This is a genomic window from Spirillospora sp. NPDC047418 (assembly GCF_040643275.1).
Lineage (GTDB): Bacteria > Actinomycetota > Actinomycetes > Streptosporangiales > Streptosporangiaceae > Spirillospora.
Window position 1 is genome coordinate 14661 of sequence record NZ_JBEYTW010000117.1, and the last position, 12497, is coordinate 27157.

Genomic DNA, 12497 nt, shown 5'->3' on the forward strand with positions numbered 1-12497 from the left:
TCGACTCCCTGAACAGTTAGCCGAACAAGTAACGCAAGCAGATGATTCCCCACCCCGACGGCCGAGTACACGTCCACGAACACCAACCACCCCACCCACCGTTGACCTGCGGCGTGTTGTTGTTATGAGCGCGTCGAAAACAACAACACGCCGCAGATCAACGCGCTCGGGGAACCTTGGGGCCGCCGCACTAGACGGTGACGACGAGTTTCTTGGCGGAGACGCCGTCCCGGAGTTGCCGGAGCGCGTCGGGGATGCGGTCGAGTCCGTGGCCGACGACGGTCGCGTCCGGTGCGGCTCGGTAGGCGCCCGTGGCGAGAGCGGCCGGAAGGAAGCCGGTGTAGATGGCCGGCCCGACCTCGTTGTCCTTCAGCGTGCCGCCCCAGATGCCGCTCACCCGTACGCCGGGCCGCCGTGCGCGCGGCCCCCGCAGGCGCGTGACCGTCCCGGGCCGGGACGAGGCGACCCGCTCGCTGCCGGACGTGCGGGACGCGATCTTGACCGCCGGTGCGAGCGACCCGGTCCCGATCGCGAGCGTGCCGGCGAGGGGGCTGTCGCCGATCCGGTCCACGATCTCCTCGACGGCGCCGCGGCTGCGGCGGTCGACCGTCTCGGCCGCGCCCAGCGAGCGGAGGTAGTCGAAGTTGTGCGGTGACGCGGTGGCCACGACCCGGTAGCCGGCGTTGCGGGCGAGTTGGATCGCGTTGCTGCCGACGCACGTCGAACCGCCCCAGACCAGCACCGTCTCCGTCCGCTCGGCGGGGTCGGCGCCGGGCAGTGCCAGCCCGAGGTGGTCCTGCTGGAACATGCCGGTCGCCGCGGTGGAGAGCGTCAGCGGTAGCACGGCCGCCTGCTCGAAGGGCAGCGAGTCGGGGATGGCGGAGACCATGTGCTGCATGAGCACGACGTAGTGCTGGAAGGCGCCCTCCGCCGCGCGGTTCTGCGACTTCTCGACGCCGAACGCGTGCCCGAGGACGCGATCGCCCGGCCGCAGCCGGGTCACGCCCGCACCGACCTCGACGATCTCGCCGGCGACGTCCGAGCCGATGACGGCCGGGAAGGTCAGCCACGGCAGGGCCACGCGATACAGCAGGCCCGGGATGCCGTCGATGGGATTCACGGCGACGGCCCGCACGCGGACCACGACCTCGCCGGCCGCCGGGGGCGTGTAGGGGGCCGGCCCCACCTCGAAGCGTCCGCCTCGCTTGGGCAGCCACAGTGCGATGTTCTGCTCGGCCATCTCCGGACCTCTTTCCCCTGGGATCGCAGGGCTGTGCCGGATCCGCACATGCCGCCCGCGCTCCGTCAGAGTAGACACTGCCTACTAAGTAGTCAACATCTACTTCAAGGTACGATGAGGGCATGCCCGACCGGCCGTTCCACCATGGCAACCTGCGTGCCGTGCTGCTCGATCAGGCAGAGGCGGTGCTTCGCGAACGCGGACTCGACGCGCTTTCCCTCCGGGAGTTGGCACGCGATGCGGGCGTCAGCCATGGCGCACCCCGCAAGCACTTCATCGACCGCAACGCACTCCTGGACGCGCTGGCCGAACGGGGCTTCGTCCGCCTGGCCGACGAGATCCACCAAGCGGCCACTCGCGTGTCCGGCGACCACGCCCGCACCCTGCACGCGGCGGGCTCGGCATACGTGAGGTTCGCAGTCAGGGAGCCGGCGCTGCTCGACCTGATGTTCGCAGCCAAGGTGGACGGCCCCTCCGAGGCCGTCCGAGGCGCCGCGGAGCGGCTGTTCGGCACCCTGGCCGGAATCATGAGCGAAGGCGTCGAAGCGGGCATCTATGACGCGCGCGACGTAGACCGACTGACCCTGGTGCTGTCCGCGACCGTTCAGGGCGCGGCGGCGCTCACTACGTCCCGACGGATCACCACGCCCCAGGGCGAGGCGCTCATAGACGACGCGATCAGGCTCTTCCTCGCAGGCACCGCAACCGACCGCTGAGGGCGGTCGCGCACCCGGCTTGCGAGGGATACGCGGGCACGACGAGGAAATGAGCCCGAGCCGCCGGCGTCCGAGGTGAATACTACGGTCGCGGCATGAGCGTGAAACTGCTGCCGGTGGACGGCGCGTGGGTCGATGCCATGATCTCGCTCGCGAACGGTCCGTGGACCAGGCAGGCCGTCGAGCGTCTGTTCGTGGCACGCGGATGGATACGGGTCGACGACATGGGCTCTGTCCGAGTGCCCTGGCAGACCGGTCATGAGATCTGGCCCCAGCTGGACCTGCCGGTGGATTCAGTGCCGTCGACCGACGACCCGTCCGCGCCGGCCGAGCCGGACGGGACCGGATGGCGACTGGACCTGGGCGCGCCACCGCCGGACGAGGACGCCGGCGAGGACGGCGCGGTCGATCATCACTCGTTCGTGGCGCTCCCGTTCGCGCTGCTCTGGCCCCCGCTCGGCGCCGAAGAACCCGACGACGAAGACGAGGACGAGGAGGACGATCTGGCCGAGGACTTCTCGGCCGAGTGGATCCGGTATCCGGACGCCGGGCCTGCGGAGTTCGAAGCCGAGTTCCGGCGCGTGCGCGCGCTCGTCCAGGACCGGATCGGGCCGCCCACCCGCACGGTCGGTGACATCACCGCCGGATGGGTGAGGGAGATCTGGGACCGGGGACCGATGGCGCTCACACTCTCCATCGAGGACGACATCGCGACGTACTCCTTCTACGATCACATCGCCCTCGGCATCTGGCCGGCCGGTGCGGCGGCAGGCACCGAGGACGCCTGAGCCCCGAGGTGGGGTGCCGGCCGGCCGGTCCCGGGTGACTTCTGTCAGTTATATTGCGCGAACTCTGTATAGTCGTTCCAGATCCAGCCTTTGACGCCAGTGCAGCAGTCGGAGTGCCACCACAGGTTCCCGGCATTGTTGACGCATCGCTTGTCGATACGGAAAAGCGTGCCGGACTTCCATGTGGCGATCACCGAGGACGACCCCGAATAGCTGGTGTGCACCTTCGCCGAACCGACGATGACTCGCCGCAGGTGCGGGGTCCAGTTCGAGCAGGAGGCCTGGGCGCCCTGCTCACTCGCCGCTGCGCTCGGAATGGCGAACACCACAGGCGCCATAGCCGCCGTAATCACCGCAGCCGCCATGGCCATGACACGATTACCCGACATTCGCATTACGAGCTCCCTTCGGGGGGACTGGATAAAATGATCATCACCCCACCATGATCGTCTGTCAAGGGCGAGATCTGCGGGCTTCTCTCAATACATAACTGTCGCCCCGTGGGCAGATTGAACTGAAACCACCAACACTGGAAACCGATGCCCCCCGGGGTGCCGGTGCCCTTGGACGCTTCACGGAACAGCCTGGTGCTGCCGCTGCTCGGGCTCCTGGTCGAGCAGCCGTCGCATGCCTACCAACTCACCTCGCGCCTGCGCGAGCGGTATGAGCAGCTGCCGGTCACCCGCAGCACGGTCACCTCACTGCTGAAGGCGCTGGAGAGGACGGGCCTGGTCGCTTCCCGCCGGCCCGAGCAGGTCGGCAACCGGCCGCCGCGCACGACGTACGAGCTGACCGAAGCGGGCATGGCCGATTTCCGGCGGAAGGTCGAGACTGGGCTGCGCGAAAGCCAGGCCGCCTCCGTGGACTTCATCATGGCCGTCGCCTACGCGGGGGTCCTCCCGGCCGATCACGCGGTGTCGGCCCTGGACGCCCGCGCCGACCGACTCGACCGAGAACTGGCCATCCTGCAGCGAGCGGAACACCCCGACGGCGTGGACGAGGTGCACATGCTCGAAGCCGCCTACTGGCGCACCATCGTGACCGCCGAGGCCACCTGGATCCGGACGCTGACATCGCGGATCCGTTCACACGACATCGACTGGCCGGACACCCGGCCCGACGACCGAAGGGGCTGAACCATGAAGTTCGGCATCTACCCGGGCGGCCGTGCGGCCACCGTCTGCTCGCACCCGCCCGACCCCGCGGCGATCGGCGACCTCGTGGACGACCTCGCCGGCGGCAACGCCTTCGTCGTCCGCGAGTACGTGCACTTCTTCGGCGACGCGACACCACCGGACGTCGTCACCTCACTCGGAGCCGATGACGAACTCGCCCACCTCACGATGCCCGACGAATGGTACGTCCAGGCAGGCCGCGAGCTGGACCTCGTGGTGAGCTACATTCCCCAGGCCGCCGACCTCTCCGGATGGCTGGCCTTTCTCGACACCGTCATCGACCGCTACGGCCACCTGACGCGGTATCTGCAGGTGACGCTCGAACCCAACTTCCCCATCCCGCTCATCGACGGAAGCGCGCCCGGAGTTCTCGAAGCCCTGACTCTCGGCATACCGCACGCACGCACCGCGCTGGACCGGCGCGGCCTGCACAATGTGCGGATCGGTTTCTCCGTCGCCGAACCACCGGAATGGCTGGGCGGCGACGACGGGTTCCGGCAGTACCTGTCCGCTGTGCCACAGCAGGATTTCGCCGACCACGTCGACTACGTCGGCCTCGGCCTGTACCCTGACGCCTTTTCACCCGTCGCCCTGTCCGACATGATTAATTCGATCCTCGCCCTCTGCAAGCCACTGAACATCACCCATTACGAACTGTTCAGCCTTCGGGACGCCGACAGCGGCTCCACCGAACCCAGCGGAACACTGGGGATCGTCAGCGACACCTACCGCCCCAAGCCCGCTTTCACCCTCTACCGCGATCTCGTTCGTCGCTGAGGGCCTGGGCCACGCGGGCGTAGGCGTGGAGCCGGTCCTGTACTCGGGCTTGGCGGACGGCCGGATCCCTGGCCCACAGGGCTTGCCTGCCCGGATGGTAGGTGCTCACGACCTGCAGGCCCTTGGGCTGGAGGGTCTCGGGGTGCCGGGCGGCCAGTCGGCGCCAGGTGTCCTGGGCGTCACGGCCCTGCAGGAGGACGATGCGGAGGTGCGGCAGCAGTCCGAGCAGGCGAAGCAGGGGATCGACTCCGGCCTGCCGTTCGGCGGCGTTCGGTGCCCGGTTGATGTACCAGGGGTAGGCGTTCCATGGGGTGACGTCGTGGGGAGCGATGCCCGCCGCGTCGAAGGCTTGGCACTGTCGTTCGGCGGTCGAGTCGTCGTTCTCCACACACAAAAAGCCCGAGCCCGTCCGGTCCTGGGTCTTGGGGCCGGGATCGCGAAGCACCGACAGCACGCGCGCCCGCACACCGCCGTGCCACGGCGCCACATGCGGCATCCATCCCCGGCCGTCCTGGTCGCGGAGGGCATCGATCATTTCGTTGACCGGACGGACATGCGATGCGTACCGATCTCGCTGCTGCTCTGCCCGGAACGCCTCATCGGCCATACGCCGTACCAAGACCGACCTCCACGCCCCTACCGTGTCGCCTTGGCCAAGTGAAGGAAGTCCGTGACCCCGATGAGGCCGAGGATCTGCCGCACCCCGGGCGGCATATCGCCCCGGCCCGGATCATGGACGATCTCCGGTTCACCGACCCGGATCATCTTTCCACGGATCTCCAGCTCACAGCCTCCGGCCGCGATGACGTTCCTGACCCAGTCGCGATCGGGGCCGTAGGTGAGTGCGGCGATGTACCCGCCGGGCCGCGGGAAGATGTTGACCGGAGTCCGGTAGCGGCGGCCGGACTTGCGACCTGTGTGGTGGACGATCGCGAACCCGGGGAGGCGTCCCGCGAACGGCCCGGTCACGCGGTTGGTCACGGTCCGGTTGAAGCGGGCCACGGCACCGGGAATCGGCATCGGCGACTCTCCCTTCGAGCCTGGTCGGGCCCTGTGACGACACTGCCGAGGCCTGAACCTCGATCAGCTTCGATCCTCCGCTAAGAAGACCGAGGCTGTCGACCCGACCCCCTGAACCCTCCTGAACCGGTTCGGCGTGACGCGGATGCCGCTCTTGGGGAGGCGCGATCTGGGCGCATCGCCGGGTGGGTGCTCGGTGGTGATGCGCCCTGTCACGCTGCGTCGGGGTCCTGTGCGGCCTTAGGGGTCGTTGCTGTGATGAGGGCGACGGGACGGAAGCCCTTGATGAGGAGCCAGATGCCCAATGACGCTTCCCAGACGATTTCTGGCGCCGTGAACAGGAAATTCACCGGAGACTGCTGCTCATAGGCGCCGAACAGGACAGCGGTCGCGGTGGCACAGGCGATGGGGCCTCCGATCAGACCGATGAGCGCCATGGGACGTGGGACCAGGCCCGACCGGTACATCAGGTAGCCCAGCAGCAGCCCGTTGCCCAAGCCCGCACAGAACGCGGGGCCGAGCAGGAACGTCTGATCCTTCAACGCCACCAGTGATCGGCCGATCAAAGCGGCATCGGCGCCGTCTCCGCCCGTCAGCTCCTGCCGCAACGCCACCACGGTGAGGACGCTGGCAATCCCCATCACGATGACGGTCGATTCCAGGACGCGCAGGCCGACGTAACCGAGGGCGATGCTCTCGCTCTGCCGTTTCAGGACCGGGAACAGCACGACCGCGGTGGCGATGTTCGCGACGGCCGTCAGAATCTCAAGAAGGGCTCCCATCCGCACCTGTGCGTCCGCGCCCGTCCCCAGGATGTAGTTCGCGTCGTTGAGGACCGGGTCGTACAGCAGCACCGCCGGGATCGAGAAGACGAAGGTGAGGATGAACCAGACACCGGCGATCCTGGCGGTCCGCTGAACGGCGTCCCCCGAGGTTGCCGGCATCCGAGATTCGGTTGCGTCCACGTGACTCCCCAAGGCTTTGATCGGCCCCGCCCGACTGCCGGGGTAGTGGTAGAGAACCACGCTCACCGGGCGTTGTCCCCTCCCGATGGTGGCCAGATCGAGCCGCGGCTCAGGCCCCGCACTGCTAGCCGGCAGTGCGGCGACGTGCCGGCATGCCCAGCCTTGATGGGTAAGGTTGCGATTCCAGGTAGAGATTGCGGTCTAATCGCGCGGAGTCGGCGCCGACAACAACTCATGGCCGCCGATGACCGCAGGATGTAGGCGTTGAATGGATGGGCTCCAGGACCAGATCGAGGCGGCACGGCGCAGTGGTGCCTCCTCGTTGGATCTGTCTGGGCGGTCGCTGGGCACCCTGCCGGAGTCGTTGGGCGGCTTGACGGCCCTCACCCGGCTGGTCCTGGTCGGCAATCGGCTGTCAGCGCTACCGGAATGGCTGGGTAGCCTGACCGCCCTGACCGAGCTTGGCCTGGGCGGCAACCAGCTCACCGTGCTGCCGGAATCACTGGGCAACCTGAGCGCCCTGACCTGGCTGGGCCTTTCCGGTAACCGGTTGTCGGCGCTGCCGGAGACGCTGGGCAACCTGACGGCGCTCACCTGGCTGGACCTGGCCGGTAACCAGCTGTCGGTGCTGCCGGAATGGCTGGGCAACCTGGCCGCACTGACCCGGCTGGATCTGACCGGCAACCAGCTCACCGCGCTGCCGGAGTCGCTGGGGACCATGGCCGCACTCACCCGGCTCGACCTGGTCGGTAACCGGCTTACCGTACTGCCCGAATGGTTGCGCAACCCCACGGCCGGCGAGCAGCCGGTAAACGCATCTCTGCAAGCGTGGATCGATGACGCATGCACCACCGTGGCCGACGCCGCCGACCTCGACGCCGTCCTTGGCCGGGTACCGTCCAGCGGCCTGTCGCTGATCAGCGAGGACGGCGTCCGGTCCTTGCACGTCACCCTTGCTGGCGACCAATCCGGGCTGGTGTGGGAGGACGAAAGCGACCTGATGCTCAGTTGGGGACCGGTACCGCCTGGCGCCCCACCCGGCCTGACAGCCGGCGACGCCGAATACGCGTTCTCCGACCCGTGGTTCACCGCCGAAGGCGCCGAACCCTTCGAAATCACCGAAGAACGGGCCCGCCGAGCAGGCCACGAATTTCTGCGTACCGGCCGTCGCCCCACCAACGTCCAATGGGTCGACAAGCCATAGCTCACTATGACTCGATCCGACGAACTGCTTGATCGACTACGAGCCGATCCGCAGCTGGCCGCCTTGCTCGATGGATTCCCGCTGGAGTTCGACCTCACCAGGCTGGATCATGTGGAGCCGGTCCGCATGGCGTCCGGCCTGGATCTGGAGGCTATCGCCGGCACCGGTTCCGGTGGCACGTTCTTTCTCGTCGGTGATGCGGAGACTGAACGCCCGGTTCTCTACGCCGACTCGGAGGGGCAGGCCGGACTCATCGCCGCTGACCTCGCCGAGGCGCTGACGCTCGAACTGGTGTTGCCCTACTGGGGCGATAGCCTGAGTTCATCCGCAGGCGGAGATCTGGAGACCATGCTGCGGTACGCCCCGGACTTGGAGCGCAGCGCGCACGACGACGATCCGGACCTTGCCGCGGCTCGGAATGAGGCGGCGAGGGCGCTCGAATTCGACCCGCTGCCGCCGCTTGAGGCCGTCGTCCGCAAACTCCATGCGGCGGTGTCGATGACCGAGCCGGATTATCTGCTCGTCTTCGACGACCCCGACTACGGCCCCCAGCGGTACGAATCACTTCTCGGACGCACGCCTCCCGAGGCGTCCGGCTAATCCGCAGCAGCCGACCGGCCGGCGTCGTACTCGATGAGACGGGCCAAGGCGTCTAGGCGTGTTCAGGGGGTGGCTGGTTTGCGGGCGCTGAGCAGGCGGGTCGGGACCCACGGGCTGCCCCACCACGCGCGCCAGCCGAGGCCGCGCACGTGGATGTCCTGGGCGTTCAGCCGGGCCAGCACCGCGGCGTACTCGCGGGGGGTCCGCGCCAGGTCGGCGATCAGCAGGCGGCCGCCCGGCCGCAGCACCCGGTAGGCCTCGGTGATCGCTTGGGCGCGGGCGTTCGCGCCGAAGATGGTGTGCACCGTCAGGCTGGACACGACCAGGTCGAAGCTCGCCTCCGCGTACGGGAGTCTGCGCAGGTCACCCCCATGCACGTGGACGCGGTCGGCGACGTCTTCGGCGCGGGCGTTGGACAGGGTCGCCGCGGGGGTGTTGCCGGACTGGTCCCGTCCGCGCCACAGGTCCACGCCGACCGCCCGGCCCTGGGGGAGGCGCCGGGCGGCGGCCAGTAGGACGGCGCCGCGTCCGCAGCCGAGGTCGAGCAGCCGTTCGTCGCCACGCAGGTCCAACTCGTCCAGCACGTCCTGCCAGACCAGGAACTTGCCGCGCAGCGTGGCGTGCAGGCTCAGGGCCAGGCATCCCGCCAGGAGGGTGCCGGAGACCAGCGCGGGCAGCGCGGCGGCCAGATCGGCGGTGACCGCCATCACCAGCCCGGTCACCCAGAACCCCAATACGACAAGGCCCACGAAGCCGAACCCGTAGGGCGCATCCATCCCGTACCGCGCGCCAGGCATCCCGCCACTCTGCCACGAACCGGCCGCCTGGGGGCAGGCTACGACGCACTGGGACAAGCCGCAGTCCGCAACCGCGCCCGCGACGGCCCGGCGCGCGACGGTTTCATGGGCGTGCGTCGTATTGGGTGCGGGCTTCGAAGACGCGGTCCATGTGCGTCTCCGCCCAGGTTTTGATCGCGACCATCAGCGGGAACAGGTCCTGGCCGAGCGGGGTGAGCGCGTAGTCGACGCGGACCGGCACCGATGCGGTCACCGTGCGGGTGACCAGCCCGTCGCGTTCCAGCTTGCGCTGGGTCTGGGTGAGCATCTTCTGGCTGACGCCGGCGATGCGGCGCGCGAGTTCGCTGTGCCGCTGCGGGCCGCCGGCGAGTGCCGGGATCACCAGCGCCGCCCACTTATCGGTCAGCGTGCTCAGCAGTTCCCGCGTCGGACAACTTGCCAAGAACGCGTCATAGTCACGTTTGGCCTGCTCTCGACGTTGCACGGCGGTCGTCGTCGCCACGTGCCACCTCCTATGCCGGTGCCCTAGGCACTCCAAGGTACCTACTTACCAGCGGGGCCCGCCCGTGTCTACCGTGAAGAAACCACGACATACAGCGGGAGGCACGAAATGCGCGCAGTCAGCTATTCACAGTTCGGAGGGCCGGAGGTCCTGTACGTGGCGGCCGACCTACCGGTACCCGAGCCAGGACCCGGACAGGTGCGAGTGCAGGTCGCCGCATCCATCCTGCACCCGGTCGACCTCGTGATCCGCGCCGGCCGATTCCCCGCACCGCTGCCGACCGGGCTGCCGTACACACCCGGATGGGACGTGGCGGGCACGGTCGACGCAGTGGGCCCGTCCGTCGACGATTTCGCTGTTGGTGACGGTGTCATCGGCTTCTCGCCATGGCTACGGACCACGGTCGGCACCCACGCGGAGTACGTCGTCCTGGAGGCCGCCTGGCTGACCACCGCACCCACGGGGATTCCCGCCATCGAGGCGGCGACCCTGCCGACCAACGGCCTGGCCGCCGCCCAGGCCCTCGACCTGCTCGCGCTTCCGGCGGGCTCGTCCCTGCTGGTCACCGGTGCCGCAGGGCAGGTCGGCGGGTTCACCCTGGCGCTGGCCCGTGCAGCCGGCCTGCACGCCACCGCACTCGCGGGGCCCAGCGACCGCGAATTCGTCGAATCGCAGGGCGCGGTGTTCATGCCACGCTCCGACGATCCGGTCGCGGCGGCGCCGGGCATCTTCGACGCGGTCGTCGACCTGGCGGTGATCGGCCCCTCACTGCTGGAACTGGTCAAGGACGGCGGCGGCTATGTGGCCGCCTCACCCCCGCTGCGCCCCGAACCGGCGCGGGGAATCCGGACGTTCGCACTGGACGTGCTACCGGACGGCTCCCGGCTGCGCGACCTGGTCAGACGAGCGGAGAGCGGCGACATCCCGCTACGGGTAGCCGCGCAGTACTCCTTCGCCGACGCGGCGGCGGCTCACACCCGGCTGGCCCAAGGCGGCGTGCGAGGCGCCGTAGTGGTCGTTCCCTGAACCGCAACGCCGGGTCACCGCCCCCACAACGCACTGATCCGCCGCAACCACGCGGCTCCGTCTCGGAAAGGCTGTGGGCGTCGATAGCCGGGTAAGGAGCGATCCCGCGGAGGGCAGGCAGCTTCATGGTGCTGGCCGTCCTGGCTGTCAAGGCGACGCTTGTGTCGGGTACGTTGTTGCGCCGTGCGCAAGACCCGCCTCGACCTTGACCGGGTCCGCGCGGCTCGCCGCGTGATCGACCCGGTGTTCCTGGACACTCCGTCGTTCCGCTGCGAAGCCCTCGGGCGCGCGCTTGGCTGCGCGGTGAGCATCAAGCTGGAGACGGCGAACCCGGTCCGCAGTTTCAAGGGGCGGGGTACCGAGGTCGTCGCGGCTCGGCTGAGCGATCAGGACCGGACGGCCGTGGTGTGCGCCAGCGCCGGCAATCTGGGCTGGGCGCTCAGCTGGTCGGGCCGCCGCCACGGACTGGACGTGACGGTCGTGGCATCGCGTCGGGCGCCCGCCGCCAAACTCGATCGGATTCGCGCTTCCGGTGCGGTGCTGGAAGTGATCGACGGCGACTTCGACATGGCCCGCGAGCGGGCGGCGGATATCGCGCGGCGGCGCGGCATTCGCCTGGTCGAGGACAGCCTGGACCTCGAAACCTGTGAGGGCGCGGCGACCATCGGCCTCGAACTGGCGCAACAGGCCCCCTTTGACGCCGTGCTGATCGCCCTCGGAGGCGGCGCCATGGCCACCGGTGTGGGCTACGTCCTGAAGACTCTGGCGCCCGGAACCGAGGTCATCTGCGTCCAGCCTCATGGCGCACCCGCGATGACCCGCTCCTGGCAGGAGCGCCGGGTCGTCACCACCGACTCCACCGACACCATCGCCGACGGCGTCGCCGGTCGCCACCCCATCCCCGCCGTGCTGGACGACCTTCTGTCGGTGGCCGACGACGCCGTCCTGGTCGAGGAGGCGTCCATCGTCACGGGCATGCGGATGCTCTTGCAGCACGCGGGTCTGGTCGTCGAGCCCTCAGCCGCCCTCGGCATCGCCGCCGTCCTAGAGGCCCCAGACCGCTTCGCCGACCGCCACGTGGTCACCATCATCTGCGGCAGCAACGTCGACCTGGACGACTACCACCGCTGGGTTCGCGCTGACCCACACAACCTAAGCACGGCGGAGAAAAACCACTGACGACCCCGCCCGCACTCAGCCAACCTCCACACCCACGCCCGCCCACCCACCCCGCTTCGCTCCGGCAACCATGACCCACGCTCGCTCATACGGCGCCGAGCGACCTAATCACCCTCCCACTGCCCTTGGGTAGCGGGTTACGCTCGTGGCGCTTACGCAGGGAGGCTGGATGACTGGGAACGAGCAGAAGGTCCGGCTTCTGGTACACAGCCAGGAGCAGCCTCTAACTCTGATCTTCGAGTTCTGGGCAACCGAGTACGTCCTTGACCCCCACAAGAGCGTCGTCGTAGAGCTGGACAACCCTGATCCCCATCACCCGCCCGAAATCGGGCACCTATCAGACGGCATCTGCTTCTGGTCCTCTGGTGATCACCCAAGCGTGTGGACCCTTCAGGGCGAGTCCATCGAAATCTTCTAGTACTCCAGTTGTAGATCGCGATCTTGCTGGTCGGGGCTGGTCCGGGAACGGGTGCGGCCACCGGTGATCATCGGTGTGTGAAGACAGAAG

General features: G+C 68.5%; 16 protein-coding genes. 9 read left to right on the top strand and 7 right to left on the bottom strand.

Going from position 1 to position 12497, the window contains the following annotated elements; translation table 11 throughout:
* Positions 1-190: 190 nt before the first annotated feature.
* Positions 191-1240: a zinc-binding alcohol dehydrogenase family protein gene (locus ABZ806_RS40025; RefSeq protein WP_500223838.1), complete on the bottom strand. Its 1050-nt coding sequence runs from the start codon at positions 1238-1240 to the stop codon at positions 191-193.
* Between the two features lie 122 nt (positions 1241-1362).
* Between ABZ806_RS40025 and ABZ806_RS40030 the strand changes: the two genes are divergently transcribed.
* Together ABZ806_RS40030 and ABZ806_RS40035 are read left to right on the top strand one after the other, a co-directional pair.
* On the top strand, positions 1363-1956 hold the full coding sequence (locus ABZ806_RS40030; protein ID WP_500223839.1) for a TetR/AcrR family transcriptional regulator: 594 nt from the start codon (positions 1363-1365) through the stop codon (positions 1954-1956).
* A gap of 95 nt (positions 1957-2051) precedes the next feature.
* Positions 2052-2744, top strand: a complete 693-nt coding sequence (locus ABZ806_RS40035; protein WP_500223840.1) for a hypothetical protein — start codon at positions 2052-2054, stop codon at positions 2742-2744.
* Positions 2745-2788: 44 nt separating this feature from the next.
* On the opposite strand, the gene ABZ806_RS40040 is transcribed toward ABZ806_RS40035, so the two are convergent.
* Positions 2789-3139, bottom strand: coding sequence for a hypothetical protein (locus tag ABZ806_RS40040; RefSeq protein ID WP_500223842.1), 351 nt, complete (start codon positions 3137-3139; stop codon positions 2789-2791).
* Positions 3140-3307: 168 nt separating this feature from the next.
* Here ABZ806_RS40040 and ABZ806_RS40045 point away from each other — a divergent pair, with 168 nt between their 5' ends.
* Entirely contained in the window at positions 3308-3880 is a 573-nt protein-coding gene (locus ABZ806_RS40045) for a PadR family transcriptional regulator (protein ID WP_500223843.1), read from the top strand.
* Positions 3881-3883: 3 nt separating this feature from the next.
* A complete protein-coding gene (locus ABZ806_RS40050) occupies positions 3884-4696 on the top strand; it encodes a hypothetical protein (protein WP_500223844.1) in 813 nt (270 codons plus the stop codon).
* Here ABZ806_RS40050 and ABZ806_RS40055 read toward each other — a convergent pair.
* From ABZ806_RS40055 to ABZ806_RS40065, 3 genes are all read right to left on the bottom strand, one after another.
* On the bottom strand, positions 4665-5231 hold the full coding sequence (locus ABZ806_RS40055; RefSeq protein WP_500223846.1) for a uracil-DNA glycosylase: 567 nt from the start codon (positions 5229-5231) through the stop codon (positions 4665-4667). The two genes, ABZ806_RS40050 and ABZ806_RS40055, sit on opposite strands and share 32 nt — an antisense overlap.
* Before the next feature lie 101 nt (positions 5232-5332).
* Positions 5333-5716 (bottom strand): nitroreductase family deazaflavin-dependent oxidoreductase, encoded by a 384-nt coding sequence (locus ABZ806_RS40060; RefSeq protein WP_500223847.1) that lies wholly within the window; start codon positions 5714-5716, stop codon positions 5333-5335.
* Between the two features lie 212 nt (positions 5717-5928).
* Positions 5929-6681: a DUF4386 domain-containing protein gene (locus ABZ806_RS40065; protein ID WP_500223848.1), complete on the bottom strand. Its 753-nt coding sequence runs from the start codon at positions 6679-6681 to the stop codon at positions 5929-5931.
* Positions 6682-6949: 268 nt separating this feature from the next.
* Between ABZ806_RS40065 and ABZ806_RS40070 the strand changes: the two genes are divergently transcribed.
* Positions 6950-7885, top strand: a complete 936-nt coding sequence (locus ABZ806_RS40070) for an Imm1 family immunity protein (protein WP_500223849.1) — start codon at positions 6950-6952, stop codon at positions 7883-7885.
* Between the two features lie 6 nt (positions 7886-7891).
* Positions 7892-8485: a hypothetical protein gene (locus tag ABZ806_RS40075; RefSeq protein ID WP_500223851.1), complete on the top strand. Its 594-nt coding sequence runs from the start codon at positions 7892-7894 to the stop codon at positions 8483-8485.
* Positions 8486-8547: 62 nt separating this feature from the next.
* Here the strand turns inward: ABZ806_RS40075 and ABZ806_RS40080 are convergent, their stop codons facing one another.
* Both ABZ806_RS40080 and ABZ806_RS40085 read right to left on the bottom strand, forming a co-directional pair.
* Complete coding sequence (locus tag ABZ806_RS40080) at positions 8548-9282, bottom strand: class I SAM-dependent methyltransferase (protein ID WP_500223852.1); 735 nt, start codon at positions 9280-9282, stop codon at positions 8548-8550.
* 103 nt (positions 9283-9385) lie between these two features.
* A complete protein-coding gene (locus tag ABZ806_RS40085) occupies positions 9386-9784 on the bottom strand; it encodes a winged helix-turn-helix transcriptional regulator (RefSeq protein WP_500223853.1) in 399 nt (132 codons plus the stop codon).
* Between the two features lie 198 nt (positions 9785-9982).
* Between ABZ806_RS40085 and ABZ806_RS40090 the strand changes: the two genes are divergently transcribed.
* The 3 genes from ABZ806_RS40090 (at position 9983) to ABZ806_RS40100 (ending at position 12407) form a co-directional block, all read left to right on the top strand.
* The gene (locus ABZ806_RS40090) at positions 9983-10810 is read left to right on the top strand and encodes an NADP-dependent oxidoreductase (RefSeq protein WP_500223855.1); all 828 of its coding nucleotides are present in this window, start codon (positions 9983-9985) and stop codon (positions 10808-10810) included.
* Between the two features lie 183 nt (positions 10811-10993).
* Positions 10994-11989 (top strand): threonine ammonia-lyase, encoded by a 996-nt coding sequence (locus ABZ806_RS40095; protein WP_500223857.1) that lies wholly within the window; start codon positions 10994-10996, stop codon positions 11987-11989.
* A gap of 169 nt (positions 11990-12158) precedes the next feature.
* A complete protein-coding gene (locus tag ABZ806_RS40100; RefSeq protein ID WP_500223858.1) occupies positions 12159-12407 on the top strand; it encodes a hypothetical protein in 249 nt (82 codons plus the stop codon).
* Positions 12408-12497: the final 90 nt, after the last annotated feature.